Source organism: uncultured Nisaea sp., assembly GCF_963974195.1.
In the GTDB taxonomy this organism is placed as follows: Bacteria; Pseudomonadota; Alphaproteobacteria; order Thalassobaculales; family Thalassobaculaceae; genus Nisaea.
In genome coordinates, this window is the sequence record NZ_CAXBDC010000002.1 from 14,106 (window position 1) to 36,684 (window position 22,579).

Here is a 22,579-nt window from a genome sequence, read left to right on the forward strand (position 1 = left end):
TTTTTCATTAACGAAACCGTCCAATGAAGCCGGACCCGGAGCGTGCCGATGACGTATATCGTCAACGACCTGTGCATTAAGTGCAAATACACCGACTGCGTCGAAGTCTGTCCGGTTGACTGTTTCTATGAAGGCGAAAACATGCTCGTCATCCATCCGGATGAGTGCATCGATTGCGGTGTGTGCGAACCGGAATGCCCGGCCGAGGCGATTCTCCCGGATACGGAACCGGAGGCAGAGGCCTGGCTGGAAATGAATCGGAAATATTCCGAGGAATGGCCGAACATCACCCGGAAGATCGACGCCATGCCGGGAGCTGACGATTTGCAGCAGGTCCAGGGCAAGTTCGAGAAGTTTTTTTCGCCCGCTCCGGGCAAGGGAGACTGAGGCTGACCGTCACAAAACGGTAAGCCATGCGTCAAACGTGGACGCGCCATGCGCCCGCAGACTCCCATTTTGCTCGGATTTGTGATAAGGTCTCTGAATTCGGTGAGGCAAAACGTCTCGCCTCGCCGCCGTTTCCGAGAAGGTTTCGGACCATACTGAGCGGTATCCGCAAAGACGGGCTGAGGCCTGCTTTTTAGGGGTACCGGCGATTCCTTGCGCTTTACGCGTTTCACGTGGTCCTGACAAGTGAGAGAGACCAAATAATGACAAAAAAAGTGGAGTTCAAGGCTGGGGATTTTGTGGTCTATCCGACGCATGGCGTCGGCAAGATCATTGGCACCGAGACGCAGCAGATCGCTGGTACTGAGCTCGATCTCCTGGTTATCACCTTCGAGCAGGATCGCATGACGTTGCGCATCCCCGTCGGAAAAGCCAACGATTCCGGCCTGCGCCGTCTCAGCACGCGCAAACAGATGGATGTTGCGCTGACGAAGCTGAAAGGCCGTGCACGTGTCCGGCGCACGATGTGGTCACGCCGTGCCCAGGAATACGAAGCGAAGATCAATTCCGGCGATCCGGTATCGATCGCCGAAGTGATCCGGGATCTGCGCCGTAACACAGGTCAGGCCGATCAGTCCTACAGCGAACGCCAGATGTATCAGGCGGCGCTTGATCGTCTTGCCCGTGAGTTTGCCGCAATTGAAAAAATCGACGAAGACGCGGCTACCGACCGGCTCGAAAAAATCATGGCGGCAGCCTGAACGGCTCCTGAAATATCATGATTATCTGATTGCAGGCGGCACTTCGGTGCCGCCTGTTTCATTTCTCCCGGAGTGTCGGATTAACCACAAGCGTTGGCGATTGCCTCTGGAATTGCTATCTGGGGTGTAGGAGCACATCAGCAATGTCAGACGCGGCACAGAACGTGATCCACCAAACCGGCCTTTCACCCGAGACGGACAAGCGCTTCGCGGTGCTGCGCCGGTGCCGGAGGATCTGGGCCGTCGCCTCCATACATGGCGACGCTGAGCGGCTTGCAGCCCTGCATGACGGGTTGACCGATCGCTACGAAGCGGGTGACCGCTTTATCTATCTTGGAAATTATTACGGGCATGGCGAGGCCGTTCTTGAAACGGTGAACGAGCTGTTGCGGTTCCGGCGCATTCTGCTGGCGCAACCGCCCTACACGCATCTCGACGATATTGTGTATCTGCGCGGCCGCCAGGAAGAAATGTGGCGCAAGCTGCTGCAGCTGCAGTTCGCCGGCGATTGTCAGGATATCCTGGACTGGATGCTGGAGCGCGGTGCGGATGCGACCCTTGCCGCCTATGGCGGGCGTCCGGCGGATGCCCGCATGGCGATCATGGAGGGCCTGCTCGCCGTCAGCAGGTGGACGGGGCAACTGCGTCAGGCCATCCGTGGCCACCCGGGGCACAACAGCTTCATGACAGGCTTCCGGCGGGCGGCCTATACCGATGAGGGCAAACTGCTGTTTGTCAGCGGCGGACTCGATCCGTTGAAAGACCTGAGCGATCAGGAAGACGGTTTCTGGTGGAACAGCCAGGGCTTCACGGAAATTCCGTCATCGGGATATGGCACCTTCAGCCGTGTGGTGCGCGGGTACGACCCGAAGCACGAGGGCATCGTTGATAAGGGGGCCACGCTCAGCATCGATGGAGGCGCCGGTTTTGGCGGCGTGCTGAATGCGGTCTGCCTTGATGCGTCAGGGCATGTGGTCGATCAGATCAGCGCATAGGGCCGGGGCTCTGTCCGCCATGGATATCCATATCTGGTAGGCTCGCGGTTATGTGATCCGATAGGAGTCGCCAAGGGCGAGCCAAAATGATCCGATTTCCATGAGGGAGCGTATTCACTTGTGAGAGTGCTCACAGGTGCGGTCTGGAGGTGGAGCCATGGCACATATCGACGATCCCGAAACGCGGCGCGCCAACGTCTCTTATATCAAGTCGAGCATGAACGAGCCGCTGCTTGAGCGGGACGTGGAGTTCGAGCTTGCCAGGGCCTGGCGTGAAGAGCGCTGCGAGAAATCCCTGCATCTTCTGGTGCGGTCCTACACCAGGCTGGTGGTCAGCTCCGCAACGCGATACCGCAATTACGGTCTGCCCATTGGCGACCTGATACAGGAAGGCAATGTCGGCCTGATGCAGGCCGCCGCCCGGTTCGAGCCGGAGCGTGAGGTGCGTTTCTCCACCTATGCCAACTGGTGGATACGCTCAGCCATCCAGGATTACGTGCTGCGTAACTGGTCCATCGTGCGGACCGGGACCACGGCCGCCCAGAAATCACTGTTCTTCAACCTGCGGCGCCTGCGGGCAAAGATCCAGCAGGCATCCGAAATTCTCTCCCCGGAAGAGCAACGCAAACAGATTGCAGTCGAGCTTGGTGTCCCCCTCAAGGATGTCGAGGCCATGGAGCAGCGCATGTCCGGCGCCGATCAGTCGCTCAATTCCCCGATAGGGGAGAGCGGCGAGGATGAGTGGCTGGAGATGCTGTCGGATGAACGTCCGACTCCGGAAACGATCGTGACCGGGATGCGGGACGCGGAAACCCGCTCAAAATGGCTGAAGGATGCACTGTCCGAGCTGAGCCCGCGCGAGCAGACCATTATCGAGCGCCGCCGCCTCGTCGAGGATGGCGCAACGCTGGAAGAGCTCGGGACGGTTCTCGGGGTCAGCAAGGAGCGCGTGCGGCAGCTTGAGCACCGCGCGATGCTCAAGCTGAAGCAGCATATCAGCCGTAATGTGGACCGCAGCTCGGATCTTTATTCCGAAGTCTGATATTCCCGCGGCAGGGCGCTCTCTAGCGCGGCCTGATTGTCTTTACGCGTGATCCGGAAGGTGCCTGCGCGCCGCCTTCAAGGCCATTCATGACCTTGAAATAACGCACTTCATATCCGGGGAACGGTATCGTCGATGCAAGCGATGCCTCCGACGTGCCGCCGTCCATGCGGACCACTTCAACCTGATAGGGCCGTATGCCCGCGCGTTCCTCGCTGGTCAGCGGACGGAAGCTGTAGGTCGTCCTGCGCATGTCTTCATTGAGGCTGCCTGCCCGCTGTCGCGGGATCAGAAACTGCATGCGGTAAAGAGTGTTCGCATCATAGCGGACGGCGAGCAGCCGCAATGTGTATACGGTGCCGTCCTTTGCCGTGATGGCCAGCCAGCCGGTCGCCGCGTCCATACCGTTGATGGCGATGCTTTCGAGATCCCGGACTGAATAGTCCTTCGCCCAGATATTCCGCAAATACGCAGCCGGTGCCTGTCCATCGGCCTTCGGGGCCTTGTCGAAAATAAACCGGCCGCCGCTCTGGTCCGCAGCCAGGACGCGGCTCTCTTCATTGATAAGCCGGAAGCCCGGCGGTACTTCGAAGCGGAAATTGAGATCCTTGTGCAGGAAGACCCGGTCGCGGATCACCCCTTCCTTTGGATCGCTTCCGAAGAGGATGCCGTCAACCTGGTCCAGAAACGGGTCTTTTCCGATGAACGGATTGGCGACCGGCCGGACGCTGGCCGCTGCCTGTGCTTTTTGCACCCGGTCCACGGTGCGTGGGTGGGTCGCCATCAGGTCTACGGCGTCGGGATCATGATCGGCACCGGCAATTTCCGCCTGGAGGCGGCTGGCATTGCCGAGTTTCTGGAGGAAACTTGCCATGGCACCTGTCTCATATCCGGCGCGGCTGAGATAGCGCACACCCAGCGTGTCCGCCTGAAACTCCTGTTCCCTGGAATAACCCTTCAGGTAGAGCTGCGATCCGAGATTGGCGAGGTCGGAGACGGCCTGACTGTCCGTCAGCGCACCGAGGACGGCGGCGCCGAGCCCGATGGCCGTGCCCCGGCTGTAGCGCTCGGCGCTGTGCCGGGCCGTCACATGGCCGATCTCATGGGCGATCACGCCGGCCAGTTCCGCCTCGTTCTCCGCCAGGGCGATCAGACCGCGTGTGACGTAAACATACCCGCCCGGCAGGGCGAAGGCGTTGATGTCCGGCGTGTTCAGCACGGTGAATTTGAAGTCGAGATTCGGCATCTCCGACGTTGCTGCGAGCTTCTTGCCGATCTGCGTGACATAGGCCGCGAGCTCGGCATCGCTATAGGCGCCGCCAAATTCCTTTTTGATTTGCGGATCCTGCTCCTGGCCGACCTGCCGTTCCTGTTCCGGAGACATGAAAGCGGTGAAGCTTTGCTCTCCGGTGGCGGGATTGGTGCTGCAGCCACCGAGGACTGGCAGGACAGTGACGATGGTAAGCACAAGGGCGGTATGCAGCGGCCTGATCGATATGGACAAGAGTCTCTCCAGCGGTCGGATCACGGTTCCCGTGTTTGTCATGTTTACTGAACGTCCAGAACTTCAAGTTGTTCCGGATGGGTTATCTCGATCAAGGGGCCATTTTGAGCCTTGACCCAGCCGCGCCCGCGCACGGCCCGGCCCGTAAAGGATAGAGGATCTATGCCTGCGCGTTCAAACAGCCGGAGGGCGCGATGATCGATCCTGAAGGTGAAGTCGGTCCGCCAGTCCGGCCCGAAATTGAGATAGACGACATTGCGAACCCGCGCCGCATCGACCACCCGTCCCTCGACAAGCTGGAAGCTGTTGATGTCGTCCCAGGTCTCGGCCGGGTTCCGGATGCGGTAATAGGGCAGGGCCCAGATACCGCGCCGGTCGCGGCGGGCAGTCTGTTCGAGGGCGAGCATTTCACCGATCAGTTTGCGGTTGTCCTTGAAGCTGTAGACACGCGCCATGCCGGCCGCGAGCAAGGCTCCCTGGATCCATGTGCCGTCGGGCAAGGTGAGATGGGCCAGATAGCGCCTGTACCGGTCCTCCCGCCGCCCGCCGAAATGGAGGGAGACAGCTTTTCCGTCCGACAGCGCCTGCAGGGCAGTTCTGGATTCCTCTGCCAGCGGCCATGTCTTGAACCCCGCCCGGCCCAGTGGAAGTTTCGGGGCCTGTATGCCAACGAGCCGCACTTCCTTACCTGACGCCAGCAGCACTGTGTCGCCGTCGACAATCTCCGTCACGGGTTGTGCCTTGATGGTTGCGGCAGGTGCACCCGGCGGCCATTCAATGGCCTGGGCAGCCCCCATGCCGGACAGCAGAAGGCTGCCCGTCAGAAGGAGGGACCGTAGTGTCTTGAAGGAAAAATCCATGCGCTATCCGATCATGCCCGGCGCGCGGTCTCAAGAGCGGGGGCTTGTCCGGATGGATAATCGATTCCTGGCGGAGAAGCGATCCGGACATTTGATACCCGGCCCATCACCCATCATCCATTACTCAGCGCCCTTGCCCATCAGACGTGACGCGGCCGGGGGCGCGGGGTAAGGATGGTAGGGTGAGAATGATTGGGTATTCTTTAGGATAGCGTGCAGGAGTTGATGTGTCGGACAGAGTTCTTTTCCCTCGGACGGATCCGCGTCTCAGCGGTTACCTGGATGTAGGCGAGCCGCACCGGCTTTACTGGGAGCAGGTTGGCAATCCCGATGGCATACCCGTTGTCTTCCTGCATGGCGGGCCGGGCTCCGGCATTTCCGACGCACATCGCCGGTTTTTCGATCCCGATCATTTCAATGTTCTGCTGTTCGATCAGAGGGGAACGGGGCGCTCGGCGCCCGTTGCGGAACTGTCGGGTAATACAACGCAGGATCTGATCTCCGATATCGAGCGTTTCCGGGAAATGCTGGGGGTTGAGCGCTGGATCGTTTTTGGCGGGTCCTGGGGCAGCACCCTGGCCCTCGCCTATGGAGAGGCGCATCCGGAGCGATGTCTCGGCTTTGTCTTGCGCGGAATATTTCTCGGCACGGATGCCGAGCTCGACTGGTTCATGCACGGGATGGGGCATTTCTTTCCGGAAGCCGCGCAGCGTTTCGAGCAGTTCTTGCCGGAGGACGAACGCGACAATCTGCTGATCAACTATTACCGCCGCCTGATCGATCCTGACCCGGCCGTTCACTTGCCGGCGGCGGAAGTCTGGGCGGGGTATGAGGGGGCGTGTTCGACCTTGCTGCCGCTGCCCTCTGTCGGGCAGGAAGATCCGTCACGCGCGCTGGCTCTTGCCCGGCTGGAAGCACATTATTTCGTGAACCGGGTATTCCTTGAGCCGGGACAATTGCTGGACCGCCTTGAGCGTATCGCACACCTGCCGGCCATTATCATTCAAGGGCGATATGACGTGATCTGTCCGATAAAGACGGCGCTGGCCCTCGCTTCGGCTTGGCCGGGGGCGGATCTTGACGTGATATCGGATGCCGGACATTCCGCCATGGAGCCCGGCATTGCCAGAGGACTCGTCGCGGCAATGGAACGTCTGAGGACGCGTATCGACGCTTGATGCATGCGCCGGTCTGGCTATCATACGCACATCCAAGTGGGGGGATTACGGTGCGTAAACATCTGAGCGTCGCCATTCTGGCGATTACTGCTTTGGTTTCTATGGAAAAAACCGTCCTGGCCGAAGAACCGGCTTTCCTGTCCGTCGGCGCCGGTGTCTATGATGTGAATGACAGCGAGACGACCGCGGAGGGCCGTGTCGAATACCGGTTTTCCGAAGCCAACAAGATCTGGCATTTCTCGCCGTTTATCGGACTTATGGCGAATGCCGAGGGCGCGACCTACGGCTATGGCGGGGTCGGCCTCGACATTTTCTTCGGTAAACGCTGGGTCCTGACGCCGAACTTTGCGGTTGGCCTGTATGGCAACGGAGACAGCAAGGATCTTGGCCATGCTGTCGAATTCCGTTCCGGCGTGGAGCTGGCCTACCGGTTCGATGACCGTTCCCGCCTTGGCCTGACCTTCCACCATATATCGAATGCGGGACTAGACGACCAGAATCCGGGAACGGAATCGGTGCTTCTGGTCTATTCGATGCCGTTCGACAAACTGTTCAGCAATTAGTCTGGCGCGGCCTGGTCAGGGCTCAATGCCCTCTGCCCGGCACCATGCCTTGAAGTTTTCGATACCGGTCTCGTCACTCGCATAGAGGACCTGATCGCGGTATTCGAGATCGGAAGCGTAATCCACCTCGCCGACAGGCTTGTTGGTTGCCGGATCAAGTTCATTGCGGATCAGGATGTCGGCCCGAAAACTGACTTCCCAGCCATCCGCGCCGGGCTTGATGAATGAGCCGCGCCGGATCTCGTGAATGACGGTCTGCAGCCGGTCGATCTTGGTTTCCTGTTTGACCATTTCCTCGAATGCCGGATCGAAGAACAGGGCCTGATAGCCCATCAGCGCGATGGAAAACTGATAGCCGTCTGTCTGGCGCGCATGGACGAGTTGACCGATGGCGTCAATGAAGTGCGGGTCGGTAAGTCTCGGATAGTCTGCGCTGGTCCAACTAATTCCCATTATCGTCCGTCCGAATGCTGTTTGCGGCGATCATTTGCGTAACCCGGTATACCTTGTCCCGGGCATAATGAGAACGCAGCAAGAAGCATGCCGCTCGCTTCTGGCGTTGTGCAGAAATTTCTGATATTATTATTTAGATTGTATTTGCGACAAAAGCGTCGCGGTTAGGGGGCAAAATGCGTCCATGCACCAGATTTCTTGGCCTTTTGATCATTCTTGCCGGTCTTTCAGGCTGTACTGCCGCGGTTGTTGGCGGCGCGACATGGGTTGGCACGGAAGCTTATGCCGATAAAAACCCGTTCGAGTATATGGCCGGTTTTTTTGAGCGCGATTGCGCGAATTTAACACTCTACGATCAGCCGCCACGCTGCCGCCGTTAATATTCCCGCCTTTTACCTCCGGGTTTTAGCCGCTATCCTTCTGTCAAAATTCGGAGGATGGCTCTCGTGGCATCGGCAAATAAAACAGCATTCATCAGTGGCTCGGCGCGGAATATCGGGCGGGCCATCGCGCTCCGTCTGGCTCGGGACGGATGCAATATCATTGTGAATGGAAGCCGTGACCGCGACGCCTGTGAGCGCGTGGCGGCCGAAGCCCGTGAGGCGGGCGTCGATGCCATGGTCGTCATGGGTAATGTCGGCAGCAGTGCCGATGTGCGCAGGATGGCCGGCGAGGCGCTTGAGCGGTTCGGGCGGGTCGACATCCTCGTCAACAATGCGGCGATCCGGCCCCAGAAGAAGCTCCTGGAAATGTCGGATGACGATTGGGACCAGGTCATTTCCGTGGACCTGAACGGCGCCTTTTACCTCTCCCGTGCGTTTTTGCCGGGGATGGTGGAAGCCGGCTGGGGCCGTATCGTGAACATGGCGGGAATGAACGCTATTCATGGATATGCCGGCCGCGCTCCGGTTTCTGCCGCCAAGCACGGGGTCTGGGGATTGACGAAGGCGCTGGGCAAGGAGTTCGCTCCGGCGGGTATTACCACGAATGTCATTTCGCCGGGTCCCATCAGGCCCGAGGAGACCGATGCGGAGCACGCGGAGCATATCCGTTCCCAGTTGTCGCGCATCCCGGTGGGACGCCTGGGGGAGGCAAGCGATATCGCGGCCATGGTCTCTTTGTTGTGCAGTGACGAAGGCGGTTTCGTCTGCAGTCAGATGATTGCCGTCAACGGGGGCACCGAAACCTAGGCCCTTCTGAAAATAATTGAGTAAGCGCATGTGCGCCGAAGGGAAATAAAGGTTCTTCGGATTTATGAATAAACTCTAAACGAATCCTCGCCTGATTCGCATTCAAGTCGTGTATAATTACATACAGGCGGATGCTACTTCGTGATGATGGAACTTAGAACTGTGATCCGCTGTTTAACTTGGAAACTTGCAGTTGAAGCTGCAAGACCATTATTTGCAGCCGGCAGAACGCCGTGCGCTTGTGATCGGCGGCGCTAGAAAATTGGCAATGCCGTCGGATTCAAGGCGGGGTTATCAATTATGGATTACTCATCTTCAGCTCTGGTGCCGCGTTGCCGGCGTGTGTTTTCAAGTTACCTTGAAAGCTTCGGGTATAGTCTTGAAAGCGGTACGGACATGGAATTCTGGTGTGATGAAATCCGCCGGCATTCCGAATTCGTGAATCCGCAATTCATGCCGGAAAACCTCGATCAGTCTGCAAGCCGTTATGTCAGCATCCGGAAAGACACAGGAGAGCTTGCCTGCACGATTGCTTTCCGTTTCTTCGAGACGGACGACTTCCTGGATGATTTCGAGGAAGGCCGCTTTTTCTACGACCGCCCGGAAGAGCATGACTGGCGGCATCACCAGTCTGGTCTGCGCGGCAAGGTCGATCTGAGTGGGAACATCTGCTCGCGCGGTGGACTCCACAGCTATGACCGCGGCAACAGCATCAGCTGGTATATCACGACGGTGGCCTATACCTATGCGATCGAGGCCGGTGCCTCGGCGACTGTCGGTAACACGCTGCCGAAGATCACGGCGGCCCAGCTTGCCCCCCGCCTTTATGGATATCGTCATACGCTCATGGCGGAGCCGCATGCTTTCCCGTTCGCCGAGGGAGAGGTGCCGCTTGCTCTGGTCTGGATCACTGGAGATGAAATGCGGGAAGAGGTGCGTATGCGCACTCAATTCCTTGAATCGGCTCCGGGGCACAACATGCGCACCACGGTCGACAGCTTCAACGGCATTCTGATGGCCGCCGAATAATTCCGGATTACCCCGCAGGTTTACCTTTCCGTCGCTTTTCTGAAGCGCCGGAAAGGGATGGCCAGAGTGAAGGGAAAGCGGGTTAGTGAGGGAGCGGTTTGAGCCGCTGGATGTTATGACCTGGGGCCGGGTGCTTTCTGTAGTCGGAAGAAAGCCGGGCCCGGATTGAATTCAGACGCTTTTCAAGCAGGACCCGCCGTCCCTGTTCTTCCTGTGCCAGATAGCCGGCGGAATCTTCCATGATCACAGTCAGACGCATGACCATGTTCTGCACCAGATCCTGATCGTCTCCGGATTTTTCCGGCCGCTCTTCGATGAGCGTTTCGGTCGCCTTGATCAGGCGTTCGACCGTGCCGAAAAAATTCCAGTTCGGTGGGGCTTCATAATCCATTGCGATGTCACCCGTGCCAGTGATGTGAGTACCATAGCGTGTTCCTGGCGGTGTCGCAACATTATATGCCTCAGTTATTTTGGGTTATTGTTTAACGACTGCAACATACTGAAATCGCAGCCCTGGTCGGCTTGAAGGACCTGTTCCGCATAGAGCCGGTCATAGCCGCGCAAGTTATTCGGGTCGCGTTCCGTGGTGACCAGTTCAGCCCTCCGCCGGTTCAGCTCTTCCTCGTCGACGAGAAGATCGAGCTTCTTGTTTGTCACCGACAAGGCGATGCGGTCCCCGTTCCTTACCAGGGCGAGCGGTCCGCCGATCGCGGCCTCCGGTGTGACATGCAGCACGATGGTGCCAAAGGCGGTGCCGGACATGCGCGCGTCCGAAATCCGAACCATGTCCTTCACGCCTTTGGAGGAGAGCTTCTTCGGGATCGGCAGATAGCCGGCCTCCGGCATGCCGGAGGGGCTGCGCGGCCCGGCATTCTGCAGTACCAGAATATCGTCGGCCGTCACGTCGAGGTCCGGATCGTCGATCCGGGCGGACAGATCTTCCAGCGAGGTGAAGACAACGGCGCGGCCTTCCTTTTCCAGCAGGGCCGGGTCGGCGGCGGAGCGTTTCAGGATGGCACCGCCCGGGGCCAGGCTGCCGAACAGGGCGACCAGTCCGCCCTTGGGCTCCAGCGGGGCGCTGGCCGGGGACACCACATCCCGGTTTACCGGGCCGCTCTCTGCGGCAAGACGCTCGCCCAGGGTTTCCCCGGTTACGGTCATGCAATCGAGATTGAGCAGCGGCTTCAGCTCCCGCAGCACGGCGCCAAGACCGCCGGCAGCGAACAAGTCTTCCATGTAATGGCTGCCGACGGGCTTCAGGTTCACCAGCACCGGCGTGGTTTCCGAAAGCTCGTTGAACCAGTCGAGCGGGATATCGATACCGGCCCGCCCGGCAATGGCGGTCAGGTGGATGACGGCGTTGGTCGAGCCGCCAAGGGCGAGCAGGACGCGCAGCGCGTTCTCGACGGATTTGCGGGTGACGATCTCGGTCGGCTTGATCGGCCGGCTGATCATCCGCACGGCTGCCGCGCCTGTAGCCTCGGCCGCGCGCAGCCGGTCGGCATGGACGGCCGGAATGGCGGCGGTGCCGGGCAGGGCCATGCCGAGGGCTTCGGCGATGCAGGCCATGGTCGAGGCGGTGCCCATCACGGCGCAGCTACCGGCCGTGGTCGCCAGGCGGCGTTCGATGTCCCTGATCTCCACGTCGTCGACGGTGCCGGCACGGTATTGCGCCCAGAAGCGGCGGCAGTCGGTGCAGGCACCGAGCCGTTCCTCGTCTCCGGCCGCAGTGGTGTAGCGGGAGGTCATCATCGGCCCGCCGATCAGCTGGATGGTCGGCAGGTCGGCGGAGACCGCGCCCATCAACTGGGCCGGCACGGTCTTGTCGCAGCCCCCCATCAGGACCACCGCGTCCATCGGCTGGGCCCGAATCATCTCTTCGGTATCCATGCTCATCAGGTTGCGGAACTTCAGGCTGGTCGGGTTGAGGTAGACCTCGCCGAGGGAGATGGTTGGAAAGTCGATCGGCAGGGCGCCGGCCATCAGCACGCCGCGTTTCACCGCTTCCAGAAGCTCCGGGAAATGCCGGTGGCAGTTATTGAAGCCGGAGCCGGTATAGGCGATGCCGACAATCGGTTTTTCCATGGTTTCCGGCAGATAGCCCATGGAAGCGGCGAAGGAGCGGCGCAGATAGAGCGAGAAGTCGAAATCGCCGTAATTGGTCAGGCCCCGGGCGAAGCCGTGCGATGTGGTGTTCTTCGTCATCTCATTCTCCCATTATCCGCCCGTCGCACCGGTTCGGTCCGCCAGCGTGTTTTGTTCGCTTGTTGGTCTGCGGTAACGATGATCCGTCACCAGGACATGTCGGGCGCCAGCCTTCCCCATTGTTGGCTTCAGGACAAGTGCCCGGAATGGAAAATATTCGTATGGAAAATATCCGGGCGGGGTGCTTCGACATGCGCGCGATCCTCGCTTATAGGTGAGGGAGGATTCGGCACGGGAGCAGATCATGGCCAAACATCTTATTGTCGGCGGCGGCGTCTATGGCGCGGCTGTCGCCTGGCATCTGGCGCGGAGCGGGGAAGAGGTCGAGCTGATCGAGATCGGCGGACTCGCCACCGGTGCGTCGGGTGGCCCCGGCCGGCGTGGCGTTCGGGCGAACGGACGCGACGTCAGGGAGATTCCGCTGATGGTCCGGGCCCGGAAGCTCTGGCCGACGCTGCACGAGACACTTGGCACCGAGCCCTTGTTCGAGACGACCGGCCAGTTGCAGCTTATCGAGCGCGAAATCGATATCGCCCCGGCGGAAGCCCGTGCGGCCTTGCAGACCCGGCTTGGCATTCCGTCCCGCGTATTGTCTTCGGATGAGGTCCGGGAGCTTGAGCCGGATGTATCGCCGGCGATCCGCGCCGGCCTGTTCTGCCCGGATGACGGCGTTGCCTTTCACGAGAAAACCACGCTGGCCTATGCCGCTCTCGCCAAAGAAGCGGGTGCGATCCTGCGCGAGGGTGTCGAGGCGGCGCAATTGCTGGAGCGGAACGGCAAGGTCTTTGGCGTTCTGACGGCGGCAGGAGAGGAAATCCTGGTGGACGGCAAGGTGCTGCTGTTCTGCAATGCCGGGGTGAAGAGCCTGGCCGCCCCGTGGGTCGACCTGCCGGTCTGGAGCCGGACTTTCCTCGTCGCGGTCTCCAAACCGCTGGAGAACAATCCGGTGCGCCATCTCGTCGGCCATGCCAGCCGCACCCTGTCCCTGAAGCGGGAGCCGGACGGGCGCTTGATGATCTCCGGCGGCCGTCCGGGTGTCTGGGATCCGGCGACACGCACCGGAACGCCGATCCAGAAGGAAGTCGATCTCAACGTCGCCGATGCGGTGGCAACCTACCCGTCGCTTGAAGGCATGCAGATCGAGACGGCCGACACGAATCATCTTGAGGCCGAAAGCACCGACCATATCCCGATTATCGACAGCCTGCCGGGCAATGCCAACGTGCTCTACGCCGTCGGCTGGAACGGCCACGGTTGGGCCATCGCACCGGCCGTGGCGGAGATGCTGGCGGACTGGGTGCTGGAAGGGCGGAAACCGAAACTGCTGGAGCCGTTCGCGTTCTCGCGCTTCGGGTGATGAGAGTGACGCTGCTCACAGTGACCATGCCTGCCTGATACGTTCGCGGATGCCGGTGAGGCGTGCGACCGGTTCGTTCGCGAAGACGAAGCGGAGATAGCGTCCGGCACATTCCGGGGCGCCCCAGCCGGTCATTGGCGTGGCGGCAATGGCGCCCTTGTCGAACAGTTTTTGCGATGCTTCGCCTGGCGACATGCCGAGTGTTTGCGTATCGATCAGCAGGGACCAGCCGCCGTCGGGTGCGACGACGGGAATATCGTGCAGCTCCTTCAGGATCAGGTCGCGCCGGGCTTCCCATTCCCGTGTCGCTTCGGCGACGCCATCCTGTTCCGCGGAGAGCGCGGCGGCGGCGCCCGGCATGCCGATGCCAACCTGGCAAACCACGTTGGTCAGACTGACCAGGCCGATATCGTTCATGATGGATTTCGGCCCGATGATCCAGCCGACCCGCCAGCCGATCATCCTGTATTCCTTCGAAACGGAGCCGACCGTGATGACCCGCTCCGCCATGCCGGGCAGGGACGCCGGATGGATCACCGGCGCGCCGGTAAAGAGGATCCGTTCCATCGCCGCGTCATGCAGGATCCAGGCGTCGCATCGTTCCGCCACATCCGCGATAACCGCCCATTCTTCCGCCGTGTGCACGATGCCGCTCGGCATCGACGGACTCATGGTCAGGATCGCGCGGGTCTTGGCCGAGGCCGCATCCCGGAGCGCGTCGAGATCGAGCCGCCAGCGTCCGCCAACGACCAGCAGGGGCACGAATTTCGGCACCCCGCCGGCAAGCCGGATGCGGTTGATCAGTCCGGCATAGGCCGGGTCGGAGATGATCACCTCGTCGCCCGGCTCCAGAATCGCGAGCAGGCAGTTCAGCACACCGGAAAGACCACCAGCGGAGACGATGCATTGTGCCTCCGGATCGCAATCAATACCGGTGCTGGCCGTGAAACGCTTTGCCGCCGCGTCCCGCAGGGAGTGAATGCCGAGAAACGGCAGGTAGCTGTTCGCATCGTCCCGCGTGACGGCGGCGAGTGTCGCCTCGATCGCGGCTTTCGGCGGCGCGATATCCGTATCCAGGTTTTCCAGCCGCAGCATATCCGCATTGCCGAGCGCATCCGCCGCATTGCCCATCCGGTCGACCCCGATACCCGGAATCTCCGCCAGTCGTGATATTGTCATGCAAAAATCCTTTTTGGATCCAATTTATAAATATGAATGCAATTACGTGACTTGTCTGTCAACCCGCTCGCTGATACGAACAATGCATGGATGCTGTGCCGTCGAAAAAAGGGGACCGCGCGGAACGGCTGGTGGAGGAGATCCGCCAGGCGATCATTTCCGGTGCGCTGAAGCCGGGTGCGGCGCTGCGCCAGGAAGAGCTGGCCAAGACTTACCAGTCCAGCCGCATGCCGATCCGGGAAGCCTTGCGCACACTGGGGGGCGAGGGGCTGGTTCAGCTCACGCCGAACCGGGGAGGCATCGTCGCGCCGATCGATGCGGCGGAGCTGCGCGAGAATGTGGAGATGCGTGAAGCAGCGGAGGTGCTGGCGATGCGGGTGGCCCTGCCGCATCTTTCGAATGCGCAGATCGACAAGGCGGCGGCACTGCAGGAGGAGCTTTCACGCTCGGATATCAGCGCTTTCGGGCGCCTGAACAAGGCTTTTCATCTGGCCCTCTATGCGCCGTCGAACCGGCATCGGCTGCTCGCGCATATCTCCGGGCTGCACGACATCGCGGAACGCTATCTCCGTCTGACGCTGGTCGAGTTCGACTATATTTCCAGGTCGTCGGCGGAACATGAAGAGATCATCGACGCCTGTTACCGGCGTGATGCGGAGGCGGCGATCGCGGCCACCTCGCGCCATATCCTCGATGCGGGCGAGACGCTTCTGGCTTTGCTCGAAAAGGGAAGGCAAGCCGGTTGAAGGACCGTACGCTTCCGTCCGGTGCGGATCGTGTCGTGATTTTGCACGGCATCGGCCAGACTACCTGGAATATGGCGGCGGTGAGATGGACCCTGCGCCGGGAAGGGTTCGGAGCACTGGCGCTATCCTATCCGTCGACCCGTTATCCGCTCGACAAGCTTGCCGAGTGGCTGCACGGACGACTCACGGACGAGGGTGTCTGGGAGGGCGGTGACCGGGTGCATTTTGTCACCCATTCCATGGGCGGTTTGCTGGCCAGCCGTTACCTTGCGAAATACAGAGATCAGTTTTCGGATACCCTGCTTGGCCGGGTTGTCATGCTGGCGCCGCCGCATGGAGGCAGCGAGATTGCCGATCTGCTGCATGGCTACGGCCTCTACCGCTGGTTCTACGGCCCGGCCGGGCAGGAGCTTACCACGGCAGCGCGGAACGCTTCCGAGATACCGTACTATGAGCTTGGCATTATCGCCGGAAGCAGCGGATGGCTTTACCCCGTGGCAAGCCGGATTATCGAAGGGACGCATGATGGCCGGGTCTCGGTCGTGCGGACAAAGGTCCCGGGGATGAGAGAGCATCTGAGTATCGCCACGACACACACGTTGATCCCGTGGCGTCCGGCGGTGTTACGGCAGATTGCGTCTTTTCTGAAAACAGGAGCATTCGAACGCCTGAAGTGACGTGTCGTGCCGTGCGTCAGGTCAGAGCTTTAGGGGGACGGGTGCCTGCGCCAGATTGCTCTGCACGAAGGCACCGAAGGCCGTGGCGATGGGCGGCGGGCGTGTCGAGGCGTAGGCGAGACTGATCCCGATATTCGGCAGGGCGGGCAGGAGCCCGTCCAGCACATACAGATCCTGCGGCACGGCGGAACGGGTGATGACGCTGATGGCCTCTCCGGAGCGGGTGACGGCAAGCAGTCCGGCAAGGCTGTTGCTGGCAAAGGCGATACGGTACGCGCTCCCGGCGCCACTCATCGCGCTGATCGCGGCCTCGTGGTCCAGGGTGCCGGGCGCCGACAGGGCAAGCGGCAGAATAGCCCGGTCGAGGATTGGCGGGCGCGGGTGATTGGCGACCCAGACAAATGTTTCCGGCCGGATGATGTGCCCGGCTTCCGCATCTTCCGGCACGGAGACCAGCGCAAGATCGACCCGCTTTCTTTGCAGCAGCTTGCGGAGTTCGACCGTGCCGGCGCAGACGACCTCGATCTCGACACCGCTGTGAACGGCGGCGAAGCCCTTCAACAGGTCGGGGAAGAAGGTGGTCAGATAATCCTCGGGACATCCGAAGCTGATCGAGCCCTGCAGCCCGGTTCCCGAAATCGCGGCAAGGGCTTCGTCATGTGCCCCCAGAATCCGCTCCGCATGGGACAGCAGCCGGTCTCCCGCGGCAGTCAGCGCGACACCGGCGCCGGTCCGGCGGAGGATCGGCTGGCCGACGAGGGCTTCCAACCGCTGCATCTGCATGCTGATCGCCGACTGTGTTCGCCCGACCTGCCGGGCGGCGGTACTGATCGAGCGGCTTCTTGAGACAGCGACGAAGCTGCGGAGCAAAAGGATTTCGAGATCAGGCATTCGATATCAATATCAATATAAGTGATTTCCGGTTCTTGTATTATGAATTTGATTGAAAGTAATGCTCCGCGTTATGGCATTGAGGCAATTCCCGGCAGATAGAGAGTGATTCCCATGGCCCCCGTCTCCCCTGTCCACGCTTCCCCCGCTGACCAGAATGCCGATACCGCCTTCTGGTCGTCCGTTTCGGATCACGTCATGCGGTACGGTCCCGTGTTTGAAAAACGGGTGATCGATCGTGCCGAGGGCAGCTTCGTTTATGACGTGGCGGGCGAGCCGATCCTCGATTTCACGTCCGGCCAGATGAGTGCGGTCCTGGGGCATTCCCATCCGGATATCGTGCGGACGGTCCGCGAGCAGGTCGGCCGGCTTGATCACCTGTTCAGCGGAATGCTTTCCCGTCCGGTGGTGGAGCTGTCGAAGCGTCTGGGCTTGCTGGTGCCGGGTCTGGAAAAGGTGCTGCTGCTGTCCACCGGCGGGGAGTCGAACGAGGCGGCGATCCGCCTGGCCAAGATCGTCACCGGCAAGCACGAGATCGTTGCCTTCTCGAAAAGCTGGCACGGGATGACGGGAGCGGCGGCCTCGGTCACCTTCAGCGCCGCCCGCCGCGGCTATGGCCCGGCCGCCGTGGGATCGTTCGCGATCCCCGCGCCGAACGCCTACCGGCCGCGCTTCACCCATGCCGATGGCAGCCTCGACTGGCAGACCGAACTGGATGACGCCTTTGCGCTGATCGACAGCCAGTCGACCGGAAATCTGGCGGCTTTCATCGCTGAGCCGATCCTGTCTTCGGGCGGCATCATCGAGTTGCCGGAAGGCTATCTGGCTGCCCTGAAGAAGAAATGCGAGGAGCGCGGCATGCTGCTGATCCTCGATGAAGCGCAGACCGGGATGGGCCGCACCGGCGACATGTTCGCGTTCCAGCGCGACGGGGTCACGCCCGATATCCTGACATTGTCAAAGACGCTCGGCGCCGGGTTGCCGCTTGCCGCGGTGCTGACAAGCCGGGAGATTGAGGAGCGGGCACATGAACGCGGCTTCGTCTTCCTGACCACCCATGTCTCCGACCCGCTGCTCGCCGCCGTGGGCCTGACGGTGATGGATGTGCTCGAAAGGGACAAGCTGATCGACCGGGCACGGACAGCCGGCAGCCGGTTGCGCTCCGGGCTGGAAGCATTGCAACAGCGTTTCGAATGTATCGGTGACGTGCGCGGCCGTGGCCTGTTGCTGGGGCTTGAGATCGTGACCGATCGTGCCAGCCGCCAGCCCGATCTGGAGATGGCGGACCGGATCGGCGACGAGGCGATGGCGCGCGGATTAAGCATGAACATTGTCAAGGTGCCGGCAATGGGCGCGGTGTTCCGGATTGCCCCGCCGCTGACGGTGTCGGACGAGGAGCTCGATCAGGGGCTGCGGCTGATGGGCGATGCGATCGAGGCGGCGAAACGCTAGCGCACAGTAAAAAAGCTTGCTGAATATAGGTGATGGTCCTGGCGCTTCTGTACGCACTACGCCCTTGATAGTACCTTGATTTGACGGATTTGCCCGACGAGGGATCCGTGCGGATGGAGGATGGTCGCATGGGGCGTCCGGAGGGGCTGGTGGCTTGAATATTCTGCGGATCGTGAAGCTGCTCCTGCCCGCCTTGTTCCCGTCATGGCGCTTCTTTGACGTGATCGGACCGTCGCCGCGCGTGGAGCTTTGTCTGCTCGATCACGTGGACGACGCGCCGGAGAGCTGGCGGGAATGCCGTCCGAGGCCCGAGCGGCTCGGTTTCCCGGATATGCTCAGGGCGTTCTTCTGGAATGCGCGCTGGAACGAGACACTCTATCTGGGAAACTGCGCCGAACGCTTCATCCAGGGGCAGGAGGAGCATTGCAGCCGGGAGATCCGGCGCCGCCTCCGCGCCGACCTTCTGGCCGGGACGCCCTCACTTCCGGCCGCATCCTTCTTCCGGTACAGGCTGGTTTTCGTCAGTCCGTTCGAAGGTGCGCTCAGGCGTGATATCGCCTTTGTCTCACCGCCACACCCGGTATCGGACCCGCTCGACCGATGAGTCTCGAACTCGCAATCCGCTGGACGGAAATCCTGCTGTCGATTGCTCTCATCCAGCAAAGTCTGGAGCATTTTTTCGGGCTTCGTGACGAGCGGCTGCACTACTTCGCGCGGCTGGTCCTGAGCGTATTGCTGCTGGCCGGCATCCAGCCGCAATGGGTCTGCGTCGCCCTGTTTATCAATATGCTGTTCATTCTTGGGCGGTTTCAGGGGCCGTATAACGGCGGCAGCGATCTGTTGAGCATGCTGCTGATCACCTGTCTGTGCGCCGTACACCTGATGCCGAATGCGCAATGGCGGGAATATGTCATCGCCTATCTGGCGCTGCAGGTGGTGTTCTCCTACTTCAAATCCGGCTGGTCCAAGGTCGTTCATGCGGACTGGCGGAAAGGGCAGGCCTTGCGGGATGTTTTCGCCTTTTCCGTCTATCCGGTCAGCGAGAGGACGAGAGCATGGGCGGATTATCCGCGATTGCTCTGCGTCATGTCATGGGCCGTCATCCTGCTCGAGTTGTTCTTCCCGCTGGCGCTGCTGTCCCGGGAAGCACTGTTCGCCGGACTGGCGCTCGCCATGGCGTTCCATGCCGCCAATTTCATCCTGTTCGGCTTCAATCGATTCGTCTGGGTCTGGGCCGCCGCCTATCCGTCGCTGATCTGGCTGCAAGCACGGCTGGATCTGCTCGGCTGAGCTGCGGCCCAATACCGCTCGGTCATGCAAACAGAATATTGACGTCCTCGATCTTTGCGACGCCGATGAGGGAGACGGTGACGTCTCCTGCTGTGAGGGTGAGACCGGTTTCGGTGGCGGCGGAGGTCACGTTGGTGCCCGTGTCGAACTGGATGACGTCGCCTTCGGCCGCGTTGTAGCCGGAAACGGTGTCGTTGCCGTCTCCGAAATGGAAGGTGAAGGTGTCGGCTCCGAGATTGCCGAAGAGCAGGTCGTCGCCCTTGTTCCCGGCGAGAGTGTCGTCGCCCTGACCGCCGTAAATCGTATCGCTGCCCTGTCCGCCGAATAGCATGTCGGCCCCGAGATTGCCGTAGACGACGTCGTTGCCGGTATTGCCGTAGAGGATGTCGTTGTCCCGATTGCCGCAGAGCCAGTCATTGTCCGCGCCCCCGTAAACCACGTCGGCGCCCTGTCCGCCGAACACGGTGTCGTTGCCGCCCTCGCCCCGGAGCAGATCGCTGCCCTGGTTGCCGTAGATGAGGTCGTCTCCGTCCCCCGCGCTGACGATATCACCGCTGCCATAGCTGCGGATGACGTCGTCGCCTCCGAGGCCGGAGATTGTGTCAGCGAAGCTGCCGCCATCCAGGACGTCCGCATTCTCGGATCCGACGATCGCCGTCCGGGGGGAGGGCGCAACGGGAACAGCGCCGTTGTCCGTCAGGGTGAGGTCGTTGCCGGTATCTCCGGTGTAGCTGATCTTGTAGATACGCCCGTTCGCATTGAAGGTCGCGCCTTCGGCGAGGGCGGAGAAGGTGCCGGTGATCGCGTCGGCCCCGTCATTGGCGATCAGGGTAAAGACATCGCCGGTGGCGGAGGTGAAGCCGAAGACCGGCGTGAGCGTCGCCCCGGTGACGTCGACGGCGCCGGTGACGTCGATCTGGTCGTGGTTCGTGCCCGCCGCCACGCCGTTGATCTCGAACTTGCCGGTGGAGCCGGAGGAGAGTGTGAGGTCGCCGGTGGAGAGCGTCCCCGGGCTGTTGCCGGGCGCGAGGGTTCCGCCGGAGGAGACGGTTACGGCATTGGCGACGCTGCCCGAGCCGCCGAGCGTGCCGCCGGAGGCAACCGTGACAGTGCTCGCGGTGAGCGAGCCGTCGATGGCGAGGGTACCGCCATTGACGGTGGTGGTACCGCTGTAGGTGTTGGTGCCGGACAGGGTCAGCGTGCCGGAGCCGCTCTTCGTGAGGTCGCCTGTGCCGGAGACGATACTGGACACGGTGACGTCGCTCCCGGCTGTCGAGAGCGTCCCGTCTCCGGCGCCGAGGGTGATCGCCTTGCTGAAGGTGCCGGTGACGGTGAGCCCGCCGCCGTCGAGGGTCAGTGTACCGCTGCCGAGATTGCTGTTTCCTGAAACGGAAAGGGAGCCGCTGCTGACGGTGGTGGTGCCGCTATAAGTGTTGGTGCCAGACAGGGTCAGCGTGCCCGTCCCCGCTTTGGTCAGGTTGTTGGCGCCGGAGATGACGCCGGAGAGCGTGGCGTCGGCGCTTGCCGTGATCGTCGCATCGGAGGAAAGAGCGATGCCGTTGTCGATAGTGGTCGCGCCGGTGACGGTGAGATTGCCGCCATTGAGGGTGACCGCTCCGCTGCCGAGATTGCTGTCCGAGGAGACGGAAAGCGTGCCGGCATTGACGCTCGTCGTCCCACTGTAAGTGTTGGTGCCGGAGAGGGTGAGCGTACTGGCGCCAGTCTTGGTCAGGCTGCCGGAACTTGAGATGGCACCGGAAATGGTCGCGCCGGCTGTCGTCTCGATCGTGTTGTCGCTGCCGGTGAGCGTGATCGAATTGTCGATCGTGGTCGCACCGGTGACCGTGAGCGTACCGGTGTCGAGTTCGAGTGCGCCGCTTCCGAGGTTTGCGTCCGCCGAGATCGACAGCTTGTCGCTCATGCTGACTCTGGTATCGGAGCTGAAGCTGTTGGTGCCGCTGAGGATGACGGTCTGGCTGCCGACCGCAGAACCGAAATTGACGGTTCCGCTGGCCCCGCCTGTAATGTTCGAGCTGATAGTGACGGTGTTCGTGCCGGAGCCACCAAATATCTGGAACAGACCTGTATGTGCGAGAGCGATGTCGTCCCCGCCGATGGTGAAGTTTCCTCCACCGGCGAAACGCATATAGGGACCGCTGCCGCCGATCGTAACCGCGCCGGTTGTGAGCGTGATGGTCTGGGTGCCGGTGAGCCCCGTGAAATTGTAGTCGCTCGGTGAGCCGGCCGCCGCTGCACGGAGCGAGCCTGCGCCGCTGTCCGCCGTGTTCGCGATTGCGATCAACAGGCCCGGCCAGGTGTCGTGGGCACGTCGGAAGGCGCTTGCGGTGGCGGACGGACGCGTCCCGGAAGAGGTGACGTCGAAGCACCAGTCGCCGCCGCGCGCCGCAGAGCCGGTCGGTGTCGAGGAGGCGAGGACGCGGGCGCCGGTGGCGCGGGCGAGTTTGCGCACGAGATCCCGCCCGGCCTCCCCGCGTCCGATGGAACAGCCGTAGAGCAGGATGGTTGCGTCCGGCGCCAGATGGCGTCGCCAGCGCCGGCCCCGTTCGGCCAGCGCTCGTCCATCGAGCATCTTTCCGCCGACGGTCAGCTGCCCAGGCGCGCCGTGGCTGACCAGATGCAGCTCGTCAACCGGCTGATCCATGTCGGCCAGAGCTGCCGTGATCTGATCAACTCCAGTTGATCCTGAAAGTTGGATAATGACAATTTCCGGATCGGCCCCGGCAACCAGGAGGTCTGGCCGTGGCGTTGCCGCGTCGATGACGGCCAGAACACTTTTTGCTGACGACATGGGCACCGCAG

At 61.5% G+C, this 22,579-nt stretch carries 23 protein-coding genes; 15 read left to right on the top strand and 8 right to left on the bottom strand.

From position 1 onward, the window contains the following. Window positions 1–48: 48 nt before the first annotated feature. From fdxA to AAC126_RS00715, 4 genes are all read left to right on the top strand, one after another. Window positions 49–387, top strand: a complete 339-nt coding sequence (fdxA, locus tag AAC126_RS00700; protein ID WP_193172833.1) for a ferredoxin FdxA — start codon at window positions 49–51, stop codon at window positions 385–387. 263 nt (window positions 388–650) lie between these two features. Further along, window positions 651–1,148 carry a CarD family transcriptional regulator gene (locus tag AAC126_RS00705; RefSeq protein ID WP_339848862.1) on the top strand — a complete coding sequence of 166 codons (498 nt, stop codon included), beginning with the start codon at window positions 651–653 and terminating at the stop codon, window positions 1,146–1,148. 143 nt (window positions 1,149–1,291) lie between these two features. Next, window positions 1,292–2,143, top strand: coding sequence for a hypothetical protein (locus AAC126_RS00710; protein ID WP_339848865.1), 852 nt, complete (start codon window positions 1,292–1,294; stop codon window positions 2,141–2,143). Window positions 2,144–2,300: 157 nt separating this feature from the next. Beyond that, on the top strand, window positions 2,301–3,185 hold the full coding sequence (locus tag AAC126_RS00715; RefSeq protein ID WP_339848868.1) for an RNA polymerase factor sigma-32: 885 nt from the start codon (window positions 2,301–2,303) through the stop codon (window positions 3,183–3,185). 22 nt (window positions 3,186–3,207) lie between these two features. Here the strand turns inward: AAC126_RS00715 and AAC126_RS00720 are convergent, their stop codons facing one another. Both AAC126_RS00720 and AAC126_RS00725 read right to left on the bottom strand, forming a co-directional pair. Next, on the bottom strand, window positions 3,208–4,689 hold the full coding sequence (locus AAC126_RS00720; protein ID WP_339848870.1) for a M48 family metalloprotease: 1,482 nt from the start codon (window positions 4,687–4,689) through the stop codon (window positions 3,208–3,210). 44 nt (window positions 4,690–4,733) lie between these two features. After that, window positions 4,734–5,549: a thermonuclease family protein gene (locus tag AAC126_RS00725; RefSeq protein ID WP_339848873.1), complete on the bottom strand. Its 816-nt coding sequence runs from the start codon at window positions 5,547–5,549 to the stop codon at window positions 4,734–4,736. Between the two features lie 227 nt (window positions 5,550–5,776). On the opposite strand from AAC126_RS00725, the gene pip reads away from it, so the two are divergent. Both pip and AAC126_RS00735 read left to right on the top strand, forming a co-directional pair. Continuing rightward, on the top strand, window positions 5,777–6,727 hold the full coding sequence (gene pip, locus AAC126_RS00730; protein ID WP_339848875.1) for a prolyl aminopeptidase: 951 nt from the start codon (window positions 5,777–5,779) through the stop codon (window positions 6,725–6,727). A gap of 50 nt (window positions 6,728–6,777) precedes the next feature. After that, window positions 6,778–7,290 carry an acyloxyacyl hydrolase gene (locus AAC126_RS00735; protein WP_339848878.1) on the top strand — a complete coding sequence of 171 codons (513 nt, stop codon included), beginning with the start codon at window positions 6,778–6,780 and terminating at the stop codon, window positions 7,288–7,290. A gap of 15 nt (window positions 7,291–7,305) precedes the next feature. Here the strand turns inward: AAC126_RS00735 and AAC126_RS00740 are convergent, their stop codons facing one another. After that, window positions 7,306–7,743, bottom strand: coding sequence for a hypothetical protein (locus tag AAC126_RS00740; RefSeq protein ID WP_339848880.1), 438 nt, complete (start codon window positions 7,741–7,743; stop codon window positions 7,306–7,308). 437 nt (window positions 7,744–8,180) lie between these two features. Here AAC126_RS00740 and AAC126_RS00745 point away from each other — a divergent pair, with 437 nt between their 5' ends. From AAC126_RS00745 to AAC126_RS00755, 3 genes are all read left to right on the top strand, one after another. After that, on the top strand, window positions 8,181–8,933 hold the full coding sequence (locus AAC126_RS00745; protein ID WP_339848883.1) for a 3-oxoacyl-ACP reductase family protein: 753 nt from the start codon (window positions 8,181–8,183) through the stop codon (window positions 8,931–8,933). A 193-nt stretch (window positions 8,934–9,126) separates the two neighbouring features. Continuing rightward, the gene (locus tag AAC126_RS00750) at window positions 9,127–9,375 is read left to right on the top strand and encodes a hypothetical protein (RefSeq protein WP_339848885.1); all 249 of its coding nucleotides are present in this window, start codon (window positions 9,127–9,129) and stop codon (window positions 9,373–9,375) included. A gap of 11 nt (window positions 9,376–9,386) precedes the next feature. After that, the gene (locus AAC126_RS00755) at window positions 9,387–9,962 is read left to right on the top strand and encodes a hypothetical protein (RefSeq protein WP_339848888.1); all 576 of its coding nucleotides are present in this window, start codon (window positions 9,387–9,389) and stop codon (window positions 9,960–9,962) included. A gap of 82 nt (window positions 9,963–10,044) precedes the next feature. Here the strand turns inward: AAC126_RS00755 and AAC126_RS00760 are convergent, their stop codons facing one another. Then, window positions 10,045–10,353 (bottom strand): hypothetical protein, encoded by a 309-nt coding sequence (locus AAC126_RS00760; RefSeq protein ID WP_339848889.1) that lies wholly within the window; start codon window positions 10,351–10,353, stop codon window positions 10,045–10,047. A 74-nt stretch (window positions 10,354–10,427) separates the two neighbouring features. Beyond that, window positions 10,428–12,167, bottom strand: coding sequence for a dihydroxy-acid dehydratase (locus AAC126_RS00765; RefSeq protein ID WP_339848891.1), 1,740 nt, complete (start codon window positions 12,165–12,167; stop codon window positions 10,428–10,430). Window positions 12,168–12,411: 244 nt separating this feature from the next. Here AAC126_RS00765 and AAC126_RS00770 point away from each other — a divergent pair, with 244 nt between their 5' ends. Next, the gene (locus AAC126_RS00770; RefSeq protein WP_339848893.1) at window positions 12,412–13,524 is read left to right on the top strand and encodes an FAD-binding oxidoreductase; all 1,113 of its coding nucleotides are present in this window, start codon (window positions 12,412–12,414) and stop codon (window positions 13,522–13,524) included. A gap of 15 nt (window positions 13,525–13,539) precedes the next feature. Here AAC126_RS00770 and AAC126_RS00775 read toward each other — a convergent pair whose 3' ends face one another. Continuing rightward, complete coding sequence (locus AAC126_RS00775; RefSeq protein WP_339848896.1) at window positions 13,540–14,703, bottom strand: pyridoxal phosphate-dependent aminotransferase; 1,164 nt, start codon at window positions 14,701–14,703, stop codon at window positions 13,540–13,542. 86 nt (window positions 14,704–14,789) lie between these two features. Here AAC126_RS00775 and AAC126_RS00780 point away from each other — a divergent pair, with 86 nt between their 5' ends. Continuing rightward, entirely contained in the window at window positions 14,790–15,449 is a 660-nt protein-coding gene (locus tag AAC126_RS00780) for a GntR family transcriptional regulator (protein ID WP_339848898.1), read from the top strand. Beyond that, window positions 15,446–16,126, top strand: coding sequence for an alpha/beta fold hydrolase (locus AAC126_RS00785; RefSeq protein WP_339848901.1), 681 nt, complete (start codon window positions 15,446–15,448; stop codon window positions 16,124–16,126). The genes AAC126_RS00780 and AAC126_RS00785 overlap by 4 nt, the downstream gene beginning before the upstream one ends. Before the next feature lie 21 nt (window positions 16,127–16,147). Here the strand turns inward: AAC126_RS00785 and AAC126_RS00790 are convergent, their stop codons facing one another. Further along, entirely contained in the window at window positions 16,148–17,017 is an 870-nt protein-coding gene (locus tag AAC126_RS00790) for a LysR family transcriptional regulator (protein WP_339848903.1), read from the bottom strand. A gap of 114 nt (window positions 17,018–17,131) precedes the next feature. Between AAC126_RS00790 and AAC126_RS00795 the strand changes: the two genes are divergently transcribed. The 3 genes from AAC126_RS00795 (at window position 17,132) to AAC126_RS00805 (ending at window position 19,759) form a co-directional block, all read left to right on the top strand. Next, window positions 17,132–18,469: an aspartate aminotransferase family protein gene (locus AAC126_RS00795; protein WP_339848905.1), complete on the top strand. Its 1,338-nt coding sequence runs from the start codon at window positions 17,132–17,134 to the stop codon at window positions 18,467–18,469. A 154-nt stretch (window positions 18,470–18,623) separates the two neighbouring features. Then, window positions 18,624–19,073 carry a hypothetical protein gene (locus AAC126_RS00800; RefSeq protein WP_339848907.1) on the top strand — a complete coding sequence of 150 codons (450 nt, stop codon included), beginning with the start codon at window positions 18,624–18,626 and terminating at the stop codon, window positions 19,071–19,073. Then, window positions 19,070–19,759: a hypothetical protein gene (locus tag AAC126_RS00805; protein WP_339848911.1), complete on the top strand. Its 690-nt coding sequence runs from the start codon at window positions 19,070–19,072 to the stop codon at window positions 19,757–19,759. Before AAC126_RS00800 ends, AAC126_RS00805 begins: the two co-directional genes overlap by 4 nt. Before the next feature lie 22 nt (window positions 19,760–19,781). Here the strand turns inward: AAC126_RS00805 and AAC126_RS00810 are convergent, their stop codons facing one another. Next, entirely contained in the window at window positions 19,782–22,568 is a 2,787-nt protein-coding gene (locus AAC126_RS00810; RefSeq protein ID WP_339848914.1) for a DUF4347 domain-containing protein, read from the bottom strand. Window positions 22,569–22,579: the final 11 nt, after the last annotated feature.